Raw genomic sequence first — 21,800 nt, 5'->3', positions numbered from 1 at the left:
ACGGCGCGCTTACGCCTGCAGGAACGCGAGCAGCTCGGCGTTGATGCGATCGGCGCTCACGACGCACATGCCGTGCGAGCCGCCCTCGATCACCTTCAACACCGCATGCTTGACGATCTTCGACGACAGCCGGGCCGAATCGTCGATCGGCACGATCTGGTCGTCGTCGCCGTGCAGCACGAGCGTCGGCACGTCGAACTTCTTCAGGTCCTCGGTGTAGTCGACTTCCGAGAACTCCTTCACGCACAGGTACTGGCCGTGAATGCCGCCCATCATCCCCTGCGACCAGAACGCGTCGATCGTGCCCTGCGACACCTTTGCGTTCGGGCGATTGAAACCGAAGAACGGCACTGCGAGATCCTTGTAGAACTGCGAACGGTTCTCCGCGACGTTCTTGCGGATACCGTCGAACACGTCCATCGGCAGGCCGCCCGGATTGGTCGGCGACTTCACCATCTGCGGCGGCACGGCGCCGATCAGCACGGCCTTCGCCACGCGCTTCGTGCCATGACGGCCGATGTAGCGCGCGACTTCGCCGCCGCCGGTGGAGTGGCCGACGAGCGTTGCGTCGCGCACGTCGAGTGCGTCGAGCAGCGCGGCGAGATCGTCCGCGTACGTGTTCATGTCGTTGCCGCGCGACGGCTGGCTCGAACGGCCGTGGCCGCGGCGGTCGTGCGCGATTACGCGATAACCGTGCTGCACGAGGAACAGCATCTGCGCGTCCCAGGCATCCGCGCACAGCGGCCAGCCGTGCGAGAACACGACCGGGCGGCCGGTGCCCCAGTCCTTGAAGTAGATCTGCGTGCCGTCCTTCGTGACGATCGTGTTCATCGTGTGTGCTCCAGCGTGGGGGGAAGAGGCGGCGCGGGCGGGCGTGGCGGCCGCGGCAGCCGCGGCCGGCAGGGCGGCTGCGGCGACGGCGGTCGCGCCGGCCACGAGCATGTCGCGGCGGCGGGCCGACGGCACCACGTCGTTCTTGACGGAATCCATCGAAACTCCTGATAGGTGCGGCGCCGGGGCGCCGCGGGAAATGGCGGGCGAGGCGGCGGCCGCAGCCGTGGCGCCTGGCAGCAGGCCCGCGCCGGTCGTTGCGCACCCGGCAGGGCGCGCAATGCCGACGAATGCATGCCGACCGGAGCCTATCCCGGCGGACTGCGCGCCGTACTGAATGACGGCTGAATTGTTATGAACACGGCCGGTTGGCCGGCCGCGACGACCGCACGGCAGATCGATTAAGCGCGCGACCGGGACTATTCAGCCGCGCGTGGCTATCGTGGGATCCGTCCGCTTGCCGTGGATCGCACGGGGCGCGCCGATTCGCGCCGATGCGCGCCGGCGCACGACGCGTGTCGCGGCACAAACGGGTCCGATCGCGCCGGACCGCCCGACATTTGCCTGGAGATGCCGACATGGATGCCTTCAACCGCTGGGCACACACGATGACGCTGCTGGGCCCGCCGCTCGATGCGGGCCGCTGGATCGCGCCGCGCAGCCGTCGCCATGGCGACGTCTCGATACCGTCGAGCGGCAGCGTGCGGCGCCACAGCGCGATCGTCGCCGTCGAGCGGCAGACCGATTCGTCGGTGCTGGTGTCGTGGAGCGACCCGACTCACTGCCGCTACGACGAGCAGCGCTGGATCAGCGCGAAGGCGCGCGCCCGCGGGCGCTGCGCGCTCACCGGCCACGAGATCCGTCATGGCGACGCGATCTACAAGCCGCAGTGGCGCGGCGCGAAACGTCCGGCGAATTGCCGCGAGATGGTTCTCGCGTCCGCGGTCGACCAGTTCGTGTCGCGCCAGGTGCGGGCGTGACGCGCTGCCTGTCGACACACCGACTGCGGTGAAATGAATTTGAAAGAATTGGCGGGCCGATTCAGGCCACCCATTAACCACGGCCGCTCGTTTCGATACGACGAAAAGCTGTATTTTCCTGAAAACATCCTGAAATGCATTTCATCAGGGAATTGGAAATGCATTCACGAATGAATGAGGCATTCGCGCATGACGCAGGCCGGCGTATGCGGGGCGGGGCCGGCCCCGCCTCGGCAGGCTGCCATCCGGACCGATGCGCGTCATTTCAAAAAATTCGATCGCTTCATTCCAATAATTTGAATCTTTCATTCATGCAAATGCCGTAGCATTGAAGTCGAAACCGGCGCGCGATTTCGACTGTGCGCCGTTGAATGTCATCCACAAGAAATTCCCATGATCCGGATTGGAACACTTCACGTTTTTCTAGACAGACGTGAAATCCGTTCGAACGGCAAGCTGCTGCGTATCGGCAGTCGCGCATTCGACATTCTCGAGTTGCTGATTCGGGCGAACGGCGCACTGGTCTCGAAAGACGAAATCATGCAGCGCGTCTGGCCGCACACGGTCGTGGAGGAAAACAACCTGCAGGTGCACATCGCGTCGCTGCGCAAGGCGCTGGCCGACGATCGCAACCTGATCGTGACGGTGCCGGGCCGCGGTTATCGCCTCGTCGCACGGCAGGAGGACGGCGAGGTGCCCGTGCGTACCGCAGCAGTGCGCGCCACGAGTGTGTCGAGCGTGCTGTTCGGCCGCGAACAGGCGGTGGCCGACGTCCTGGCCGCGCTGCAGGCTGCCCGCGTCGTGACGCTGGTCGGCGCGGGCGGCATCGGCAAGACGCGCATCGCGGTCGAGGCGGCCGCGCGTGCCGGTGCGCGGTTTCCCGACGGCACGGTCGTCGTGTCGCTGGCGACGGTCGCGTGCCCGCGTTTCGTTCCCGAGGCGCTGGCCGCTGCGTTGGGTGTCGCGCAGCCGGGCGGATCGCCGACGCTCGAGACCGTGCTCGCCCGCGTCGCGCATCGCCGGATGCTGCTCGTGCTGGATGACTGCGAGCATCTGCTCGATTCGGCGGCGCAGCTCGCCAGCGCGCTGACCGATGCGGCCGGCGGGGCATGCGTGCTCGCGACCAGTCGCGAGGCGTTGCGCATCAACGGCGAGCGCGTCTGCCCGGTTCCGCCGCTCGACGTGCCGGGCGAAGACGATGACGACGCGATGCGCGCGAGCGCGGTGCAGCTGTTCGCGGCGCGCGCCTGCGCGGCCGACCCGCGTTTCCCGCTCGATGCGCGCAGCGTGTCGCTGATGGCATCGGTCTGTCGCCGGCTCGACGGCTTGCCGCTCGCGATCGAACTGGCCGCGGCGCGTGCCGCCGTGCTCGGCATCGACGTGCTGGCCGCGCACCTCGACGACCATTTCCGGCTGCTGACCGGCGGCTTTCGCACTGCGTTGCCGCGCCACCGGACGCTGCGTGCGATGTACGACTGGAGCGACCGCTTGCTCCACGACGACGAGCGCCTGCTGTTGCGCTGGCTCGGCGTGTTCCGCGGCGGGTTTTCGATCGAGGCCGTGCGCGGCGTTGTCGGGACTCGCGGCCTGACCGGCACGCGGCTGCTCGACACGATCGCCGGCCTGGTGTCGAAGTCGCTGCTGATCCTCGACGCCGCGCAGGAGGTGCCGCGCTACCGGCTGCTCGCGACCACGCGCGCGTATGCGCAGCAGCAGCTCGACGCGCACGGCGAGTGCGAGGCGGCGGCACGCGCGCACGCACACTATTTCCTGACGTCGTTCACGGATGCGCCGGACGACGGCGGCACGCGGGTCGATGCGGTGCGGCGCGAACTCGACAATCTGCGCGAGGCGCTCGACTGGGCGTTCTCCGCGCACGGCGACACCGCGCTCGGCATGGCGCTCGCGGCCGTCGCGGTGCCCTGCCTGTTCGAGCTGTCGCTCGTCGACGAGTGCCGCGAACGGGCGCGCGCGGCGCTCGACGCGATGCGCGATCCGGATGCGCCGCCGGTGTCCGTCGACACGCGCACACGGCTGCTGGCCGTCCATGCCGCGGCAACCGCGCAGACGGCCGTGCAGGAAACGTGGCCCGACGCGCACGCGATCGGACTCGATGCGGCCGAAGCCGAACCGCGTTCGGGCGGGTCGTAACGACACGCCCGTCGGCCGCGGTATCGCGCTTCAGAACGTTTCAGGCAATCGGCGGGACCAACAGCGGGACAGCGGCGGGCGGCGCGCGTAGATTGCACGAACGCGTCGGCGACTCGCCGGCACGCATGCGGCGCCCGCCGCGCGCGTGCGCCGGGGTCGCGCGACGCCGTCCATCGCAAGCGCGGCAACACGCGCCCGACGCCGGACACGCGCGTCGCCGCGGCCTTGCGCCGAACCGAACCTCATCCTTTTCCCGTCGCATGAATCCTGCCCAATCGAATCTTTCCCGCCACGCCGTCGATCTCGGCCTGCTGTTCCTGCGGGTTGCCGCCAGTCTGTTGCTGATCGCCGTTCACGGCCTGCCGAAGCTCATCCACTACACGGCGGAAGCCGCCGCCATCGAGGATCCGTTTCATCTCGGCCGGACGCTGTCGATCCTGTTCGCGATCTTCGCCGAAGTCGTCTGCCCGGTCTTCATGATCGTCGGCGTATGGACGAGGCTTGCAGCGCTGCCGGTGTTGATCGTCACGCTCGTCGCGCTGGTGTTCGTCCATCCGGACTGGTCGCTGCGCGACGGGCAATTCGCATGGATGCTGCTGATCCTGTTCGGCACGATCGCCATCGCGGGCGCCGGCCGTTATGCGCTGCCCGCCGTCATTCGCCGGCAGGAATAGCGCGTTGGCGGCCTGCGTCGGCGCATACCCGTGCGCCGTTCGCGGCCGGACGAAGCCAGCCGGCTCCGGTGCCGCGAGCGTCCGGTTTTCGTATCGATGTAGCGGATTTCCCGCGCGTGGCCCGCTATGGTGCGTCGGCCGGACGAGCGGGATTCGTCGGCGCGCGGCTTCATACGGCCGTCCGTGCGGTGGCCGTGCCGAGCGTCCGTCGGCGTCGAAGCGATGACGTGTGCCCGGTCGTCGGCGGCAAACCCGAACCGGCGCGGGCGACGAGCGGGTTCGCGATCGAACGGGGCGCGATGGAAGAAAGGAGGATGATCCCGCCGGCCGGGACGGGGCATGCCCCGCTCGGCTCGATCGTACGGATCAGGAAGGAGATGAAGCGTCCGCCCGGTTCGACCGGCTGACGCGATGCCCGGCAAGGGCACTGCCGGCGACGCAGGCGCCGCCGGCAGCATGGGGCGTTCGCGGGCGGCATGCCGCCCGCGACACCGGTCAGTGACCTTCGCTCGCGCCGAACATCGACTTCGCGTAGGTGATGCCGAGGCCGTATGCGCCGCCATGTTGCGCGGCGGTCTTCGTGGTCTGCGCGTACGTCTCGGTACGCGCCCAGTCGCGCTGCAGCTCGAGCAGGTATTGCAGCGACGTCATCGGGCGCGCGCCGGCCTGGATCATGCGCTGCATCGCGCGCTCGTGCGCTTCGTCGGATACGTCGCCGCATGCATCGGCGATCACATACACTTCGAAGCCCTGATCGATCGCCGACAGCGACGGGCCGACGATGCAGACCGACGTCCACAGCCCGGCGAGCACGATCTTGCTCTTGCCGATCGCGTTCACGCGTTCGGCGATGCGCGGATCTTCCCAGGTGTTCATCGACGTGCGGTCGATCAGCTTTTCCTCGGGGAAGACCGACGTGATTTCCTCGTACATCGGACCGGAGAAGGTCTTCTCGGCGACCGTCGTGAGGATCGTCGGCACGTTGAATTCCTTCGCGGCCTTCGACACGAGCGACGTGTTGTTGCGCAGCAGGTTCGGATCGATCGACTTGGTCGCGAACGACATCTGCGACTGGAAGTCGATCATGATCAGCGTGTGATTGGTCGGGTTGATCAGCGACTTGCCGGGTTGGGCCGAAGCGGTGGGCATTGCAATTCTCCAAGAGTAGGTCGGGCGCCGAAGACGATCGACGCACGGGTTGGGCCGCGCCGATATCGGATCGGCACAGCCTGGAAGGGTGTGCATCCATGCGGTGCGCGCGGCACGCGCGACACATGGGTGCACGGCGGACGAGCGGCGGCACCGCCCGTCGCGTTTCGGCGAAGGAAACCGGCCGGGTGGCCGGCGTTCAGAACGCGAAGCAGCTGCAGCCGAGCGCGCCCCAGAAACCGTTGTGGTCGCTCACGGGCACGTCGTTGCGCCACGCGGCCAGATGGCCGTGCCCGTGCACGCCACACTGGTTCGCGCAACTGTCGATGCAGGCGCGGGCAGCCGCGACCGGGCGATAGCGGCTGTAGCCGCCGAACTCGGCCACCGGCGACCACGCGGGGCTGACCGGCAGTGGCGGCGGCGCGAGCGGCGCGAATTCCTCGTCCGCGTGCACGACCTTGCCGTTCACGACCGTCAGCACCGACGACAGGTATTTGATCTGCGGCTCGTCGACCGTGAAGTAGTCGTCGGTGAGCACCGCGAAATCCGCGTACTGGCCGGGCACCAGCGCGCCCTTGCGGTCGTCCTCGTTCGAGAACCAGGCGCTGCCGACGGTATAGCGGCGCAGCGCTTCCATGCGGTCGAGCCGGTTGCGCTCGCCGTACAGCGCGGTGCCGCCGACGGTGCGCCCGGACACCATCCAGTACAACGACACGAACGGGTTGTAGCTCGCGACGCGCGTCGCATCGGTGCCGGCGCCGACCGGCAGGCCGGCGTCCAGCATCGCGCGGATCGGCGGCGTGCGCGTGGCCGCGTCGGCGCCGTAGCGCGCGATGAAGTACTCGCCCTGGAACGCCATCCGGTGCTGGACCGCGATGCCGCCGCCGAGCGCGGCGATCCGCGCGATGTTCGCGTCCGAGATCGTCTCGCAGTGGTCGAAGAACCAGCGCAGCCCGTTGAACGGGATCTCGCGGTTCACGGCTTCGAACACGTTCAGGAAGCGGCTGATCGATTCGTCGTAGGTCGCATGCAGCCGGAACGGCCAGCGGTTCTGCACGAGCAGGCGGACCACCGCCGTCAGCTCGGCTTCGAGCGTGTCGGGCAGGTCGGGGCGCGGCTCCAGGAAATCCTCGAAGTCGGCGGCGGAGAACACGAGCATCTCGCCCGCGCCGTTCACGCGCAGGAATTCGTCGCCGTCGCCGGGCTTCGTCATCTTCACCCACTTCGCGAAATCCTCGATCTCCTGCTTCGCGTTCTGCGTGAACAGGTTGTAGGCGATGCGCATCGTCAGCTCGCCGCGTTTCGCGAGATCCATGATGACCGCGTAGTCGTCCGGGTAGGCCTGGTAACCGCCGCCCGCGTCGATCGCGCTCGTCACGCCGAGACGGTTCAGTTCGCGCATGAAGTGCCGCGTCGAATTCACCTGGTCGTCGTAGCCGAGCTTCGGGCCTTTCGCGAGCGTCGAATACAGGATGCCGGCGTTCGGCCGCGCGATCAGCATCCCGGTCGGGTTGCCGTGGCGATCGCGCCGGATCTCGCCGCCCGGCGGGTTCGGTGTGTCCTTCGTGTAGCCCACCGCGCGCAGCGCCGCGCCGTTGAGCAGCGCGCTGTCGTACAGGTGCAGGATGAACACCGGCGTATCGGGCGCGATCGCGTTGATTTCGTCGAGCGTCGGCAGACGGCGTTCGGCGAACTGCAGCTCGTTCCAGCCGCCGACCACGCGCACCCACTGCGGCGCGGGCGTGCGCTGCACCTGGCGGCGCAGCATGTCGAGCGCGTCCGCGAGGGACGGCACGCCGTCCCAGCGCAGCTCCATGTTGAAGTTCAGGCCGCCGCGAATCACGTGCAGGTGCGAATCGTTCAGGCCCGGGATCGCGGTGCGGCCGTTGAGGTCGACGCGCGGCGTGTCGCCGCGTGCGTGGCGCATCACGTCGTGTTCGTTGCCGGCGGCGAGCACGCGGCCGTCCTTCACCGCGAGCGCGGTGACGAACGAGCGCTTGTCGTCCTGTGTCGCAATCTTGCCGTTGAAAAAGATCGTGTCCGCGATCGGCACGTCGTTCGTCTGGGCTGTCATCTGGCGTTTCCCTTGAGTACTCGCGCGGCGAGTCGTGGAGGCGTGCCGGCGCGCTGTCGCGTGTCGGCGTCGTACTCCAACGTTAAGGGACGCGCGGATGAAAGTCCTGAGCGGCGTCTTAAACGATCTGAAAGGAAACGATCGAGGCGGGTGGGGGCGGTGTGAGGCGGATGGTGCGGTTGCGCGCAGGCCGGGTCGGCGGCGTGCATGACGGGTGCGCGGTCAAGCGTCGGACGGATGGCTGCCCGCGCCAGCACCGGCCGTGAATGGACGAATCAGCCGGTCGATTTGTCGGGCGCCGTGAAGCGCTCGACCAGGTCGGGACGGTCGAGCTGCTCGACCCACCAGTGCAGCGCGCGGCCTGCTTCGTCGCCGCGCCACGCGAGATAGCAGTGCGTGGTGTCGCGCATGCCGGTCACCTGGCGGGCGACGAGCCTGCCGTCGGCGATCGCGCGCGCGGCGATGCATTCCGGCAGCGTGCCGACCGCGAGCCCTTCGCACTGCGCATCGAGCTTGGCCGCGAGCGTCGGCACCGCGAGATACGGCTGGCCGGCGTCGATCGCGACCGACTGCGGTTGCAGTTCGCGCGACGTATCGCTGATCACCGCGCCGCGATACTGGACGACCGACGCCATCGGCAGCGGCTCGGGCAGCGACGCGAGCGGATGCGTCGGCGCGACGGCGAAGACGTGCCTGAGCGAGCCGATCGGCCGCGCGACGATGCCCGGCAGCTCCGGCGGGTCGCCCGCCGCGCCGACGACCAGATCGGCGCGGCGCGAAATCAGCGCGTCCCATGCGCCGCCGAGCACTTCGGTCGACAGTCGCAGCCGCGTGTCCATCCCGAGCGCGTAGAACCGGTGAACGTACGGCCACAGCGCGTCGAACGGCAGGATTTCGTCGATGCAGACGCGGACTTCGGTTTCCCACCCTTGCTGCGCACGCTGCGCCTTGATTTCGAGCTGCTCGGCCGCACGCAGCAGGCGTCGGCCTTCCTCGACGACGATGCGTCCCGCATGCGTGAGCTTCGCGCGCCGCCCGCTGCGGTCGAACAGCATCACGCCGAGATCGCTTTCGAGTTTCTGCACCAGGTAGGTCAGCGAGGACGGCACGCGATGCAGCAGTTCCGCGGCTTCGGCAAAGGTGCCGGCGCGGTCGATCGCGTCCAGCGCCTCGAGCGCTTCGAATGACAGCTTCATCGCGGGTTCCGGGAGGGAGGGGCTCGCGCATCATACCAGCGCATGCGCGGTACGGGCAGCGCGTCCCACCGCGATTTGCTAGACTGGCGAGCCTCGTCATTCGCCGCTCGCGTCAACCGATGACTGCGCCTCAGTCAGACACCGCCACCTCCGATTTCATGCCGGCCGACGTGCGGCAGACCGTCATTACCCAGACGTTGCCGAAAGGGCAGGTCGGCATCAGCCGGCTGAAGACGCTGCGCAGGAACATGGGGCTGACCGCCCCCTACACGCCCGAGCACTCGGATCTCATCGTCCTGCAGTTGCGCCCGTTCGGCGAACAGGAGCTGTGGCTCGACGGCCGCCGCGCGCCGTTCGTCCCGTACGACGCGGGGACCGTGACGATCCACGACCTCGACCGCAACTGGGTGGCGGATCTCAAGGGCGCGTTCGATTGCCTCCATTTCCACCTGCCGCGCCATACGCTGGAGGAGACGGTGGACGACCTCGGCGGCCGGCAACGACCGCAGCTCTACCTGCCGCCTCACCTCAGCGCGAACGACCCGATCATCCATGCGCTCGGTCGCGCGTTGCTGCCTGCGCTGTCTAGCCCCGACCAGGCGTCGCAGCTCTTCATCGATCATGTGGGGCTGGCGTTTCAGGCACACGTCGCCCATCGGTACGGCGGCGTCGGCGAGCGGCGGGAAAAGTCGGCCGGCAAGCTCACGCCGTCGCAGGAGCAGCGGGCGAAGGAACTGCTGCTCGAACACCTCGACGGGAAAATCGGGCTCGCCGATGTGGCAAGCGCCTGCGGCCTGTCGCGCGGCCATTTCGTCAAGGCGTTTCACCAGACGGCCGGGATGCCGCCGCATCGCTGGCTGATCGTGCAGCGCGTCGAACGGGCGAAGACATGGTTGCGCAACCCGCAGATGCCGCTGAGCATGATCTCGGCGGCGTGCGGGTTCGCCGATCAGAGTCACTTCTCGCGCACCTTCACGCGCCTGACCGGCGTCAGCCCGCGCCGGTGGCGCATGGACAATATCTGAGTCGCCGCTGACGATACCGGCGCCGCGGGCAGTGCGTATGCCGGCGCGGCCCGTCGTCTGCGACGCGCCCGGACGCGCGCGCCGCCCGTCGCGTCGTGCCTGCCGGCGACGCCTACGAATTTTCCCGAACACCGCGTCACATCCACCCGGTATGATCGCTGCGCCCGCGAGCGCCGCGGCGGGCCGGTGCATGCCGGTACGCGCGCGATCGACTTCGCCGGCACGACAATCACGACACCCCGGGACGGGCACCGGCGCACGGCGCCGGTCGATCCGGCCGAACGGGCCAGGACAGCACGACGGAGTATTGAAGCGATGCGGACGCAGACAGGCGCGATACGGCGCACCATGACGATCGTTGCGGGCGGGACGTTGTGCGCGGCGGTCGCGGGCGGCGCGCAGGCGCAGGCATCGGGCACGGCGGCGGCGAAGGCAGGCGCCGCCGCGGCCGTGCTGCCGGCAATCGACGTGCAAGGAACCGCCGATGCCGCGTCCGCCGGGCTCGTCGGGCGGCGAACCACGGCCGGCACGAAGACCGACACGCCGGTGGCCGAGATCCCGCAAACGGTCAATATCGTCACCGCGCGGCAGATCGAGATGACCGGCGCGGCCGACCTGAACCAGGCGCTGCGCTACGTGCCGGGTTTCTCGACGTTCGGCGCCGACAGCCGGACCGACTGGTATGCGGCGCTGCGCGGCTTCACGCCGACGCTGTACGTCGACGGCGTGGCGGCGCCGAATACGGCCGTGATCGCGAACTGGCGCGTCGATCCGTACACGATCGATTCGATCGCGATCCTGCGCGGCCCGACGTCGGTGCTGTACGGCGCGGGCGAGCCCGGCGCGATCGTCGACGCGCACACGAAGCGCGCCGATGGCGAACGCGTGCGCGAGGCCGGCGTGCAGATCGGCAACGATGCGCGCAAGCAGGTCATGCTCGATGTCGGCGACACGCTCGATCCGGACGGCAAGTATGCGTACCGCTTCGTCGGCGTCGCGCGCGACGGCAACGCGGTGACGGGCCCGAACGGCGATCGCCGCGTCGCGCTCGCGCCGTCGTTCCGCTGGCGGCCGGACGCCGATACGTCGCTGACGGTTGCCGCGACGTTCCTGCAGGACAGCGGCGACATTTCGTCGAACTTCCTGCCCGCGTCGGGCACCGTACTGCCGAACCCGAACGGCCGCCTGTCGCAGGACATCTACATGGGCGATCCGTCGTTCAACGACTACCGCAAGAAGCAATGGTCGCTCGGCTACACGCTGGAACACCGCGTGAATGCGATCTGGACGCTGCACCAGGACGTGCGCTGGTCGCACCTGTCGCTGGACGATGCGACGGTGTTCGGCAACGGCCTCGCGCCGCGCAGCACGACGAACATGATGCGTTTCGCGGGGCTGTTCCAGCTCAACTACAGCCGGCTCGACGTCGACCATCACGCGCAGGCGCGCTTCGGCACGGGGCCGCTCGATCATACGCTGCTGTTCGGCCTGCAATTCGACCGGCAGACGACGACCAACAGCGTGTGGCTTGCGCTGGCGCCGTCGCTCAACCTGTACCACCCCGTCTACCGGCCGGTGACGGCCGCGATCTTCGCCGGCCCGACGTCGCTCGGTCATGTCGACCAGTACACGGCGATGAATGCGGTCGGCGTGTATGCGCAGGACCAGATCCGCTGGCGGCGCTGGACGCTGACGCTCGGCGGCCGCGAGGACGTCGTGAATGCGCGTTTCGACGACCGGACGGCCGGCACGCAGGCGCGGCAGGACGTCAGTGCGTTTTCCGGGCGCGTCGGACTGACCTATCAGGGCGACGCGGGGGTGTCGCCGTACGTGAGCTATTCGACGTCGTTCGATCCGGTCGTCGGCGTGCGGATGTTCGGCGGCGGCTTGCCGAAACCGACGCGCGGCGCGCAGGCCGAAGCCGGGCTGCGCTGGCAGCCGCCCGGCAGGAACCTGATGCTGAGCGTGGCCGTCTACCAGATCGACCAGACCAACGTCGTGACGCCGACGCCGGTGAATCTCGACCCGACCGGCACGACGTCCGTGCAGACCGGCAAGGTGCGCTCGCGCGGCATCGAGCTGAGCGCGGTCGGCAAGGTGACGCGCGAACTGTCGATCGTCGCGTCGTATGCGTACCAGGACGTCAAGAACGTGCAGGCGAACGATGCGTCGCTGAACCACTGGCCGGTGTCCGTGCCGCTGCCGCGGCAGATGGCGTCGATGTGGGCCGACTGGACCTGGCGTACGGGGGCGCTGTCCGGGCTCGGGATCGGCGGCGGCGTGCGCTACCAGAGCGCGTCGGCCGGCGCGCCCGACAATTCGCTCACGGTGCCGAGCGCGACCTTGTATGACCTCGCGTTGCATTACGACCTGCCGCACTGGCGTTTCGCGCTGAACGTCGCGAACCTGTTCGACCGGCGCTACGTCAGCGGCTGTCAATCATATGCCGTGTGCGTGTTCGGCAACGAGCGGACCGTGCTGGCCAGCGCGAAATACGACTGGTGACCTCGAGCGGGCCGAACGCCGCTAAGTGCCGCGCTGCGGCTCGCGGGGCGCGGCGCGCGAGCGCGCCCGGCGCTGGCGCCGCCACTCGGTCGGCGTGACGCCGAAGCGTTCGCGAAAGGCCGTCGCGAAATTGGCCGGCGTGGAAAAACCGATTTCCTTCGCGATGCTCGCAATGCTGAGCGACGTCGAACCCAGCAGATCCTGCGCGATCCGCAGCCGCTCGTGCCGCAGATACTCGAACACCGTCTGCCCGAGATTGTCTCGAAACGCGCGCGACAACCGCTTTTCATGCGTGCCGACCGCGCGCGCCAGTTGCTCCACCGTCGGCGGGTCGTTCAGCGTGCGCGACAGGTGGCGGATCGCCGCGCGCACGATGATGCCGTCGTCGTCGCCGGCCGCGAACGGGCCGTCCGCCGGCGCCGTATCAGCCGGTCGTTCGCGCGTCGTCCGCGCGAGCTGCACGCGAATGCGCGCGACCACTTCCGCCGGCTCGAACGGCTTCACGACATAGTCGACGCCGCCGATTTCCAGCCCTTCGAGGCGTTCGTGCAATGCGCCGGCCACGGTCAGGAAAATGACCGGAATCGCGCGCGTGGCCGGATCGGCGGCGAGCAGCCGGCACGCGGTGAAACCATCCATCCGCGGCATGCGGACATCCATCAGGATCAGGTCGGGCAACAGCGCCTGCGCGCGCTGGCATGCCTGCATGCCATCGGACGCGATGCTGATCCGGCAGCCCGTGCCGCGCAGGATGTCGGTCAGCAAACGCAGCTGGTCGGGTTGATCGTCGACGACCAGGATATGGGCGTCGCGCAATGCGGAGGTCGATGAAGGCATCGTGCACCTGTTCTGGAAAGGCGGTTGGATGCGTTTCCGCGGGGGGCCTGCCCGGTTCGGGAGAAACGTCATGCGCCGCTCTATGACGATGCATCAGCGCATCGCACGCTCGCATCGGTTCCGGAGGTTGGCGGCACGGCGCGGCAGCAACCGGCCGCCCGATGGCACGGCGTTCGTTTTTTTTGATCACCTGGCCGGTAAAGACACGGACGATTGCCGGGCGCGCATCGTGAGGATCGCGACTGCGGAAATCAATGCGAGCGGAATTGTAGGAGCTTATTTCGAATCCCGCCAGACGTGTCCGGAATATTCGCGCCATTCCGCTTTCCCGATTTTTAAAATGGCGGATTACGACAGGAATGCCGCGCTTCGACATGCGTCGCCGCTCATGGTTTACGCGAATATCCTCCGCTTAACCATTCCATTGGTCGGTCGCGGGATTATCGTTTCGAGGTCGAATCGAATTTAAATCTGCTTCGGCAAAGCATTTGTCCTCTCCATAAAACATTTCGATTAATCCCGGTGGTGCGAAATCGTTTGCGAGATGTCCGTATTTTGCGCAAGTCATTGAATGAATTGAATTTCACAATCTATAAAGAATGTCGCCTTTAATAATTCTAGATCGTGTCTCATAATTCGTCCGAACTTTGAACGCCGGGTGGCACAGCGCAACGGAAGGCACCGAAAGTGGTGACGGAAGTTGTGTGATTCGGATACGAGGCGGCAATCGACGCGCGTCCGGGCGAAGGCTCGCGGCACGGAGGCGAAACGCCGGTAGTCGAAGATGAAATAAAAGAAACGGGGTTGGTCGCGGTCGGCGCGACATCACATCAGAGGTGTGGGTAACGGCAGGTTGAATCTCCGGATTCATCCGGGGAAAGACTCGTCCATAAAGCGCATTACGTATTCCTAATTCAGTTTCCGGATTGACGGAACGGGCCGTAGAACGTGCGGCGTGCCCGGGGGCTTCGATCGTCCTGTCGAAACGGATGGTCGACGCAACGCGCCTCCGGCATGGCCGGACCGGATATCGGAATCGGGTTCCGCACTGAAGTCGCAATCGCAATCGAAGTCGAATCTTTCATAAAAGTAAGTAGTCCGTATTCAAACCAGACGCTACACAACGGAGCAGAAGACCATGAAGAAGAAGCAGATTTCGGCGCTGGCCGCCGCGATGTTCACGGGCGCGGGGATGCTGATCGCCGGCACCGCGCATGCCGACAATTTCGTCGACCGCGGCAATCCGGACAACGCACTGACCGGGCAGTGCATCGACGGAACCAACCCGCTGTGCGTGGCGACGAAGAGCGGGAACTACGTGGCGGTGAGTACCGCGAACGTGACGCAGGGCACGAATGCGAAGGCCGGCACCAGCGGCATCGCGATCGGCGACCAGTCGAACGCGAGCAGCAACGGCGGCAGCAGCAGCGGCGGCGCGATCGCGATCGGCGTCGGCTCGCAGGCGCTGGCGAACTCGTCCACCGCGATCGGCACGGTGGCCGTCGCGCAAGGCAACACGGCGCTGGCGATCGGCCGCCAGTCGGCCGCGATCGGCGATTTCTCGATGGCGCTCGGCAACGTCGCGGATGCGCACGGCACGAGCTCGATCGCGCTCGGCCACTCGGCGCTGGCCAGCGGCGACCGCTCGATCGCGATCGGCGGCGCGAACCCGACGTCGAGCGACGGCGTGTCGGCCGGCGCGTCATACGACGCGGCGACGCAGACGCGTGCCGGCGGCACGCAATCGGTGGCGATCGGTGCGGGGGCGCAGACGAACGGCAACAACCAGGTCGCGATCGGGTCGGGCAGCATCGGCGCGAACAACGGGGGCACGCCGGCGTTCGGCGGCACGGCCGCGCCGGTCGGCGGAGCGGTGTCGTTCGGCGCGATCGGCAGCGAGCGCCAGCTCAAGAACGTCGCGGCGGGCGCGGCCGATACGGACGCCGTCAACGTCCAGCAGCTGAAGAACGTGAACAGCACGCTCAGCACGGGCATCGGCAACGTCGACGCACGCGTGACGTCGGTCGGCAATTCGCTGTCGACCACGATCTCGAACGTCGACCAGCGCGTGACCAGTGTCGGCAACAGCCTCAGCACGAGCATCGTCACGGCGACGCAGAACGTCGTGAAGTACACCGACAACACCCACGCGGCGATCGCGCTCGACGGCGCCGGCGGCACCACGATCGGCGGCGTCGCGGCCGGCGTGGCCGATACCGACGCCGTCAACGTCGGCCAGCTGAAGGGCAGCGTCGCGCCGCTGCAGACGTCCATCTCGACCGCGGCCTCGGCCATCACGAACCTGCAGAACAGCGTGACCGGCATCAACGCATCGCTGAGCACGGCGAGCGCGAACATCGGCAGCCTGCAGGCGGCCGACGCACGCAACGTGAAGTACGACGGCGCGAGCGGCTTCGACTCGGTGACGTTGGCGGGCGCCAACGGCACGACGCTGCACAACGTCGCCGACGGGACGGACGCGCACGACGCCGTCAACGTCGGGCAACTGAGCGGCGGCCTCGCATCGCTCAGCACGAGCGTGACGAACAACCTCAGCACGACGCTCGGCAACCTGAGCACGTCGATCACCAGCCAGATCGGCAACGCGACGAAGAACGCCGTGCAGTACGACAGCGACGCGCACAGCGGCGTCACGTTCGGCGGGACGGGAGCCGCGGCGCCGGTCGGGCTGCACAATGTCGCGGATGGGGTGGCCGCGAACGACGCCGTGAACGTGGGCCAGCTCGGCAAGGCGACCGACACGCTCAACCAGTCGATCACGGCCGTCGGCAACCAGGTGACGACGAATACGGGCAACATCGCGGCGCTCCAGCAGGATGCGCTCCTGTGGAACCCGGGCCTCGGCGCCTACGACGCGAGCCACGGCGGCCATGGCCCGCAACGCATCGGCAACGTCGCGGCCGGCACGAACGGCACGGACGCGGTCAACGTCGACCAGCTGACCGCCGCGATTCACGACGGCACGAGCCAGCTCGATGCGCTCGCCGTGAAGTACGACGATGCGAGCAAGCGGCAGGTGTCGCTCGGCGCCGGCAATGGCGGGAGCCCGGTGCACCTGACCAACGTCGCGGAAGGCAACGTGGCGGCCGGCAGCACGGATGCGGTGAACGGCGCGCAGTTGCGCCGCGCGATCGACGGGACGGCGGCCGCGCTCGGCGGGGGCGCGACCGTCAACCCGGACGGCTCGATCGGCGCGCCGTCCTACAAGGTTGGCGGCGGTTCGTTCAACAACGTCGGCGACGCGCTGACGAACCTCGACGGCCGCGTCGGCAGCAACACGACAACGCTCGAGAATCACGAAACGCGCCTCGGCAATGCCGAAACGAACATCGCGGGCAACACGGCCGCGATCGCCGGGCTGCAGCAGGACGCGCTGCAGTTCGACCCGACGCTCGGCGCGTACAGCGCCGCGCGCGGCGGCGCGCCGACGAAGCTGACGAACGTGGCCGACGGCAACGTCGCCGCGGGCAGCACGGATGCGGTGAACGGCGGGCAGCTGTCGGGTGTGAAAACCGCGCTCGAACAGCAGATCACGAACGTGTCGAACCAGGCCGGCGAGGCCGTGAAGAACGTCGTCAAATACGACGTCGACCCGAACGGCAACCGGTTGAATTCCGTGTCGCTCGTCGGCGGCGACGTCAATTCGGCGGTCGTGCTCAAGAACGTTGCCGCGGGCACCAGCGATACCGACGCGGTGAACGTGAAGCAGCTGAAAGACGTGCAGTCGAACCTCAACCAGCTCGGCGCGCTCGCGGTGCAGTACGACGACAGCTCGAAGAGCACGATCACGCTCGGCGGCGCCAGCGGCACGCGCATCACCAACGTGCAGGCCGGCACGCTGAGCGCCACCAGCACGGATGCGGTGAACGGCTCGCAGCTGTACGCGACCAACCAGCAGGTGTCGAAGAACACCACCGACATCTCGAACCTGCAGGGGAGCGTGACCAATATCGCGAACGGCAAGGCCGGCCTCGTGCAGCAGCAGGATCCGAACGGCGCGATCACGGTCGGGAAGGATAGCGGCGGCACCAGCGTGAACTTCACCGGCACGGCAGGGGACCGCGTGCTGACCGGCGTCGCGGCGGGCGTGAATGCGAACGACGCGGTCAACATGGGCCAGTTCAACACCGCGTTGCAGAATGTCGCGGCCAACGACAAGATCCACGCGGCGGCCACCGATGCGAACACGTCGTGGATCGCGCGCGCCGATGCCGGTTCGATCGGGTCGACGGCGACGGCAACCGGCAAGAACGCCGTGGCGGTCGGCCAGGGCTCGGTCGCCGATCGCGACAACTCGTTCTCGGTCGGCGCGAAGGGCAGCGAGCGCCAGGTCACGAACGTCGCGGCCGGGACGGCGCCGACCGACGCGGTGAACGTGCAGCAGCTCAACGACAACCTGTCGGCGGCGTCGACGCAGGCGAAGGGCTATACCGACCAGCGCATCGGGCAGGTGTACAACGCCTTCAACGACCTGAAGAAGGACATGTACGGCGGCGTTGCATCGGCGATGGCGGTGGCCGGCTTGCCGCAACCGACGGGCGCGGGCCGCTCGATGGTGTCGGCGGCGACGTCGAACTATCACGGCCAGCAGGGTTTTGCGGCAGGGTACTCGTACGTGACGGAGAGCAACCGTTGGGTCGTCAAGGCGTCGGTGACGGGCAACACGCGCTCGGACTTCGGCGCGGTGGTCGGCGCGGGTTATCAGTTCTGAGGCCGCAGCCGTAGCGTCGAGCGCCGCTGGCATCCGGGGATTCGCGGTTCGACCGGTCGCCAGCGGGACATGCGTGGCCCGCGGTCTGTCCGCGGACCTCGGGCCAGCGGTGTTCGATGCCGATCGCCGATCGGGCCTTTCGCGTCAAGGGGGCATGCCCGGAATGCGAGCGGCGCCGCCCGCGGCGATCGTCGACCACGCGCTCACCGCCGTGCGGCGCGGGTTTCGCGCGCGGTCCGGATGCCTGCGCAATGCGAGTTGTCGCATGCGGGCGCCGGCTCGTATTCTGAAGTCGTCGGGCGGAACGGCATGGGGCCTCCGCCCATCACCGCATGCGAGCGCACGACCATGACCGCAACGACACCCACGATGAAGCTCAACCATTTGAGCTTCCCTTCGGCCGATACGCTGGCGACGGCCCGTTTCTTCGAGCGTTACCTCGGCTTCACGATCGCGGGAAGCTGGGACCAATCCTGGATCCTGAAGCGACCGGGCTTCGACGTCGTGATCGATCACGTCGGCGACGGCGTACCGGCATGGCCGACGAATTTCCACGTCGGGTTCGAACTGCCGAGCCTCGAAGCCGTTCGAGCGCTGTTCGAACGCTTCAGGGACGAGGGCGTCTCGATGGAGACGGACATCTTCAACAACGGGCGCGGTTCGCGATTCTTTTGCCGGGCGCCGGGCGGCGTGATGTTCGAGCTGAACACGCGCGCGGATGCCGCGCCGGAGTATCAAGGCACGTTCGACGATTGACGCGAGCGCCGGTCGTCGCGGCCAGTGCGGCCTGCTCGAATCGTTCGGGCCGCACGGCTGTCCAGCGCCGGCCCCGGTGGAGCCGATCGAGTTCGATGGATGGGCAAGCGCGTGGCAGCGGCCCGCGCACGGGAGAACGCGGTTTTCCCCGCGCCACTTGTTCAGACGACGAAGAAGCGCGTGGATTGACCGTGGTCGAACGTTAAGGCCGCGTATCGTGCCTTATCCCGCGTCATCCGCATGATCGTGAAAGCGCTGAAACGCACCGAGCAGTCGGGCGCGCAGCGCGGCCAGCGACGGGTCGCGCCGATCGCGCGGCCGTGCGAGGTCGACGCGGATCTCGTCGTCGACGCGCCCCGGGTTCGGCGCGAGCATCAGCACGCGATCGCCGAGATACAGCGCTTCGTCGAGATCGTGCGTGACGACGATCGCCGCCATCCGGTGCCGGTGGACGACGTCGAGCAGCAGTGTCTGCAGGCGCATCCGCGTGATCGCGTCGACCGCGCTGAACGGCTCGTCGAGCAACAGCAGATCCGGCTCGCCGAACAGCCCGCGCGCGATCGCGGCGCGTTGGGCCATCCCGCCCGACAACGTGGCCGGCAGTTGCCGCGCGACGCCGGCCAGGCCGACTTCGTCGAGCAGGCGCGTGACGCTCGGGTCGCGGCCGCCGTGCGGGCCGGACGCGAAGCCGACGTTGTCAGCGATCGACAGCCACGGCAGCAGCCGGGGTTCCTGAAAGATCACGCCGACACGCGCCGACGGCCCGTCGAGCGCGACGCCGTCGAGCTTCGCGTTGCCGCGGAAGTGCGTGTCGAGCCCGGCGACGATCCGCAGCAGCGTGCTTTTCCCGCAGCCGCTCGGGCCGACCACGCAGACGATCTCGCCGCGCGCCACGTGTAGCGCGATGTCGGCGAGGATCGTGCGGTCGCCGTATTGCTTGCGGGTGATCCGCAGGTCAAGCAGCGGCGTATCGGCACCCTCGGTCGTGCGCGCGGAAGCCGCGGAAGCGGTCGTACTCATTTCGAACCCTCGCGCACCGCGCCGTCGAAGGCATCGCGCCAGCCGAGCCAGTACGACTCGATGCGCCGCATCGCGCCGTCGCTCAGCTTGCCGAGCAATGCGAGCAGCAGGATCGCGCCGAACACGAGATCGGGTCGCCCGGTTTCCCGGCCGTCGCTCAGCAGGAAGCCGAGGCCGCGCGTCGCCGCGATCAGTTCAGCGGCAACCATGAACATCCACGCGAGGCTCAGGCCGGTACGCAGGCCGGTGACGATCTGCGGCAACGCGGCCGGCAGCAGGATGCGGCGGAACAGTGCCAGCGGGCCGAGCCGGTACACCGCGCCGAGCTCGACGAGCTTGCGGTCGACGTCTCGAATGCCGGCGACCACCGCGAGGTGCACCGGGAAAAATGCACCGATCGCGATCAGCGTGATCTTCGGCGCTTCGTCGATGCCGAGCCACAGCAGCAGCACGGGCACCCATGCGAGCGACGGAATCGCGCGCAGCGCCTGGAACGTCGGCTCGAGCAGCGCGTCGATCCGGCGGCTCAGGCCCATCGCCGCGCCGACGACGAGCGCGAGCCCGGCGCCGGCCGCAAAACCGGCCGCGACCCGCAGCGTGCTCGCGCCGACATGCCGTGCGACACGCGTGACGCCCATCCGCGCGAGCGTATCGAGGATCTCGCTCGGCGCCGGGACGAGATGGTCGGGCAGCCAGCCGCGCCGCACGACGCATTCCAGCACCACGAGCGCCGCGAACGGCAGCACGAGGCCGGCGATGCGCCACGCGCGAAGCGCATCGCGCCGGCCGGCGCGGGGCGAGACGGCGTGACGCTGCGCGAGTGCATCGCCACGGGCCGCGGTGTCCGTCATCGCGGCAACCTCACTGCGACGCGGCAACGAGCGGGCGCGCGAACGACGGATCGATCAGCGTATCGACGATCTTCGCGGGATCGACGCCCGGCTTGGTCAATTGCTCGGCCGTCAGCACCGGCGCCGCGGCTTTCAGCGCCGCGCGCTGCGCTTCGCCCGGCACCGGGTCGCTGAAATCGTTGCGCTGCAGCTGCAGCTTCGCGACCGGCAGCGACACCTTCGATTCGTCGGCCACGATCTGCGCGGTTTCGGCCGGATGCGCGACGATCCACTGGCGCGCGCGGTCGTAGACCTTCAGCACGCGCGAGACCGCCTGCGGATACTGGCCGGCGAACCCGTCGCGCACGTTCAGGAAGCCGTACGTATTGAAGGCGACGTTACGGTACAGCAGACGCGCACCGTCGTCGAGCTGGGCCGCGGCCATGTGCGGATCGAGCCCGGCCCATGCATCGACCTGGCCGTTCGCGAGGGCCGTGCGGCCGTCCGGATGCTGCAGGTTGACGATCTCGACGTCGTCACGCGTCAGGCCGGCCGTGTGCAGCGCGCGCAGCGTGAACAGGAACGGGTCGGTGCCGCGGGTCGCGGCGATTTTCTTGCCCTTCAGGTCGGCGAGCGTGCGGATCGGCGAATCCTTGCGCACGACGAGTGCCGTCCATTCGGGGCGGGAGAACACGTAGACCGCGTGGATCGGGTTGCCGTTCGCGCGTGCGAGCACCGATGCGAGCCCGGCGGCCGAGCCGAAATCGACCGCACCGCTGTTCAGGTATTCGAGCGCGCGATTGCTGCCGAGGCTCAGCACCCAGCGAATCGACGTGCGGTCGGCCTTGAACTCGTCGTCGAGCCAGCCGAAGTGGCGGATCACGAGACTCTCGGGCGAGTAGTACGCGTAGTCGACGCGGATTTCGGCGGGCGTCGCCGCGTGCGCCTGAATCGATACGAGACCGGCAAGCGCGGCAACGACGAGGGCCGCGGATTGCCACGCGCGGGACCAGGACAGCTTCATCGGGGAATCTCCGGAA

Annotated in this window: 16 protein-coding genes; 8 read left to right on the top strand and 8 right to left on the bottom strand. The window is 68.1% G+C overall.

The window, feature by feature from the left end; all coding sequences use genetic code 11:
* Nucleotides 1-9 precede the first annotated feature (9 nt).
* The gene (locus AC0KUR_RS09490) at nt 10-990 is read right to left on the bottom strand and encodes an alpha/beta fold hydrolase (protein ID WP_034192068.1); all 981 of its coding nucleotides are present in this window, start codon (nt 988-990) and stop codon (nt 10-12) included.
* Between the two features lie 419 nt (nt 991-1,409).
* Here AC0KUR_RS09490 and AC0KUR_RS09485 point away from each other — a divergent pair, with 419 nt between their 5' ends.
* The 3 genes from AC0KUR_RS09485 to AC0KUR_RS09475 all read left to right on the top strand — a co-directional run bounded on the left by AC0KUR_RS09485 (nt 1,410) and on the right by AC0KUR_RS09475 (nt 4,636).
* Nucleotides 1,410-1,811: a DUF3331 domain-containing protein gene (locus tag AC0KUR_RS09485; RefSeq protein ID WP_049028920.1), complete on the top strand. Its 402-nt coding sequence runs from the start codon at nt 1,410-1,412 to the stop codon at nt 1,809-1,811.
* A gap of 393 nt (nt 1,812-2,204) precedes the next feature.
* The gene (locus AC0KUR_RS09480; RefSeq protein WP_473375764.1) at nt 2,205-3,962 is read left to right on the top strand and encodes a winged helix-turn-helix domain-containing protein; all 1,758 of its coding nucleotides are present in this window, start codon (nt 2,205-2,207) and stop codon (nt 3,960-3,962) included.
* A gap of 260 nt (nt 3,963-4,222) precedes the next feature.
* Nucleotides 4,223-4,636, top strand: a complete 414-nt coding sequence (locus AC0KUR_RS09475; RefSeq protein ID WP_034192071.1) for a DoxX family protein — start codon at nt 4,223-4,225, stop codon at nt 4,634-4,636.
* A 495-nt stretch (nt 4,637-5,131) separates the two neighbouring features.
* On the opposite strand, the gene AC0KUR_RS09470 is transcribed toward AC0KUR_RS09475, so the two are convergent.
* The 3 genes from AC0KUR_RS09470 to AC0KUR_RS09460 form a co-directional block, all read right to left on the bottom strand.
* Entirely contained in the window at nt 5,132-5,785 is a 654-nt protein-coding gene (locus AC0KUR_RS09470) for a hydrolase (protein ID WP_034192072.1), read from the bottom strand.
* 199 nt (nt 5,786-5,984) lie between these two features.
* Entirely contained in the window at nt 5,985-7,859 is a 1,875-nt protein-coding gene (locus tag AC0KUR_RS09465; RefSeq protein ID WP_034192073.1) for an amidohydrolase, read from the bottom strand.
* A 275-nt stretch (nt 7,860-8,134) separates the two neighbouring features.
* Complete coding sequence (locus AC0KUR_RS09460) at nt 8,135-9,055, bottom strand: LysR family transcriptional regulator (protein ID WP_473375763.1); 921 nt, start codon at nt 9,053-9,055, stop codon at nt 8,135-8,137.
* A 119-nt stretch (nt 9,056-9,174) separates the two neighbouring features.
* Here AC0KUR_RS09460 and AC0KUR_RS09455 point away from each other — a divergent pair, with 119 nt between their 5' ends.
* A complete protein-coding gene (locus AC0KUR_RS09455; protein ID WP_473375762.1) occupies nt 9,175-10,080 on the top strand; it encodes a helix-turn-helix transcriptional regulator in 906 nt (301 codons plus the stop codon).
* Between the two features lie 315 nt (nt 10,081-10,395).
* Nucleotides 10,396-12,585 carry a TonB-dependent siderophore receptor gene (locus AC0KUR_RS09450; protein WP_473375761.1) on the top strand — a complete coding sequence of 730 codons (2,190 nt, stop codon included), beginning with the start codon at nt 10,396-10,398 and terminating at the stop codon, nt 12,583-12,585.
* 21 nt (nt 12,586-12,606) lie between these two features.
* Here the strand turns inward: AC0KUR_RS09450 and AC0KUR_RS09445 are convergent, their stop codons facing one another.
* Nucleotides 12,607-13,422, bottom strand: coding sequence for a response regulator transcription factor (locus tag AC0KUR_RS09445; RefSeq protein WP_034192077.1), 816 nt, complete (start codon nt 13,420-13,422; stop codon nt 12,607-12,609).
* Between the two features lie 70 nt (nt 13,423-13,492).
* Between AC0KUR_RS09445 and AC0KUR_RS09440 the strand changes: the two genes are divergently transcribed.
* The 3 genes from AC0KUR_RS09440 to AC0KUR_RS09430 all read left to right on the top strand — a co-directional run bounded on the left by AC0KUR_RS09440 (nt 13,493) and on the right by AC0KUR_RS09430 (nt 18,910).
* A complete protein-coding gene (locus tag AC0KUR_RS09440; RefSeq protein ID WP_473375760.1) occupies nt 13,493-13,891 on the top strand; it encodes a hypothetical protein in 399 nt (132 codons plus the stop codon).
* Nucleotides 13,892-14,560: 669 nt separating this feature from the next.
* Nucleotides 14,561-18,154 (top strand): YadA-like family protein, encoded by a 3,594-nt coding sequence (locus tag AC0KUR_RS09435; protein WP_473375759.1) that lies wholly within the window; start codon nt 14,561-14,563, stop codon nt 18,152-18,154.
* 348 nt (nt 18,155-18,502) lie between these two features.
* Nucleotides 18,503-18,910 (top strand): VOC family protein, encoded by a 408-nt coding sequence (locus tag AC0KUR_RS09430; protein ID WP_473375758.1) that lies wholly within the window; start codon nt 18,503-18,505, stop codon nt 18,908-18,910.
* Nucleotides 18,911-19,132: 222 nt separating this feature from the next.
* Here AC0KUR_RS09430 and AC0KUR_RS09425 read toward each other — a convergent pair whose 3' ends face one another.
* The 3 genes from AC0KUR_RS09425 to AC0KUR_RS09415 are packed head-to-tail and all read right to left on the bottom strand — an operon-like array spanning nt 19,133 to nt 21,784.
* A complete protein-coding gene (locus AC0KUR_RS09425) occupies nt 19,133-19,930 on the bottom strand; it encodes an ABC transporter ATP-binding protein (RefSeq protein ID WP_124608300.1) in 798 nt (265 codons plus the stop codon).
* Nucleotides 19,927-20,781 carry an ABC transporter permease gene (locus AC0KUR_RS09420; RefSeq protein WP_473375757.1) on the bottom strand — a complete coding sequence of 285 codons (855 nt, stop codon included), beginning with the start codon at nt 20,779-20,781 and terminating at the stop codon, nt 19,927-19,929. The genes AC0KUR_RS09425 and AC0KUR_RS09420 overlap by 4 nt, the downstream gene beginning before the upstream one ends.
* Before the next feature lie 10 nt (nt 20,782-20,791).
* Nucleotides 20,792-21,784: an aliphatic sulfonate ABC transporter substrate-binding protein gene (locus AC0KUR_RS09415; RefSeq protein ID WP_059560894.1), complete on the bottom strand. Its 993-nt coding sequence runs from the start codon at nt 21,782-21,784 to the stop codon at nt 20,792-20,794.
* Nucleotides 21,785-21,800 lie beyond the last annotated feature (16 nt).

The sequence above is a fragment of the Burkholderia sp. YHN3-13 genome, assembly GCF_055810675.1.
The sequence above is the reverse complement of the archived record's forward strand: the minus strand, read 5'-3'. Positions and strand labels throughout refer to the sequence as shown.

Bases quoted from the DNA above. Each gene is read 5' to 3' on its own strand.
- AC0KUR_RS09475 (WP_034192071.1), top strand. From the start codon at position 4,223: ATGAATCCTGCCCAATCGAATCTTTCCCGCCACGCCGTCGATCTCGGC.
- AC0KUR_RS09485 (WP_049028920.1), top strand. From the start codon at position 1,410: ATGGATGCCTTCAACCGCTGGGCACACACGATGACGCTGCTGGGCCCG.
- AC0KUR_RS09480 (WP_473375764.1), top strand. From the start codon at position 2,205: ATGATCCGGATTGGAACACTTCACGTTTTTCTAGACAGACGTGAAATC.
- AC0KUR_RS09450 (WP_473375761.1), top strand. From the start codon at position 10,396: ATGCGGACGCAGACAGGCGCGATACGGCGCACCATGACGATCGTTGCG.
- AC0KUR_RS09455 (WP_473375762.1), top strand. From the start codon at position 9,175: ATGACTGCGCCTCAGTCAGACACCGCCACCTCCGATTTCATGCCGGCC.
- AC0KUR_RS09425 (WP_124608300.1), bottom strand. From the start codon at position 19,930: ATGAGTACGACCGCTTCCGCGGCTTCCGCGCGCACGACCGAGGGTGCC.
- AC0KUR_RS09430 (WP_473375758.1), top strand. From the start codon at position 18,503: ATGACCGCAACGACACCCACGATGAAGCTCAACCATTTGAGCTTCCCT.
- AC0KUR_RS09445 (WP_034192077.1), bottom strand. From the start codon at position 13,422: ATGCCTTCATCGACCTCCGCATTGCGCGACGCCCATATCCTGGTCGTC.
- AC0KUR_RS09465 (WP_034192073.1), bottom strand. From the start codon at position 7,859: ATGACAGCCCAGACGAACGACGTGCCGATCGCGGACACGATCTTTTTC.
- AC0KUR_RS09435 (WP_473375759.1), top strand. From the start codon at position 14,561: ATGAAGAAGAAGCAGATTTCGGCGCTGGCCGCCGCGATGTTCACGGGC.
- AC0KUR_RS09460 (WP_473375763.1), bottom strand. From the start codon at position 9,055: ATGAAGCTGTCATTCGAAGCGCTCGAGGCGCTGGACGCGATCGACCGC.
- AC0KUR_RS09490 (WP_034192068.1), bottom strand. From the start codon at position 990: ATGGATTCCGTCAAGAACGACGTGGTGCCGTCGGCCCGCCGCCGCGAC.
- AC0KUR_RS09415 (WP_059560894.1), bottom strand. From the start codon at position 21,784: ATGAAGCTGTCCTGGTCCCGCGCGTGGCAATCCGCGGCCCTCGTCGTT.
- AC0KUR_RS09420 (WP_473375757.1), bottom strand. From the start codon at position 20,781: ATGACGGACACCGCGGCCCGTGGCGATGCACTCGCGCAGCGTCACGCC.
- AC0KUR_RS09470 (WP_034192072.1), bottom strand. From the start codon at position 5,785: ATGCCCACCGCTTCGGCCCAACCCGGCAAGTCGCTGATCAACCCGACC.
- AC0KUR_RS09440 (WP_473375760.1), top strand. From the start codon at position 13,493: ATGCGCCGCTCTATGACGATGCATCAGCGCATCGCACGCTCGCATCGG.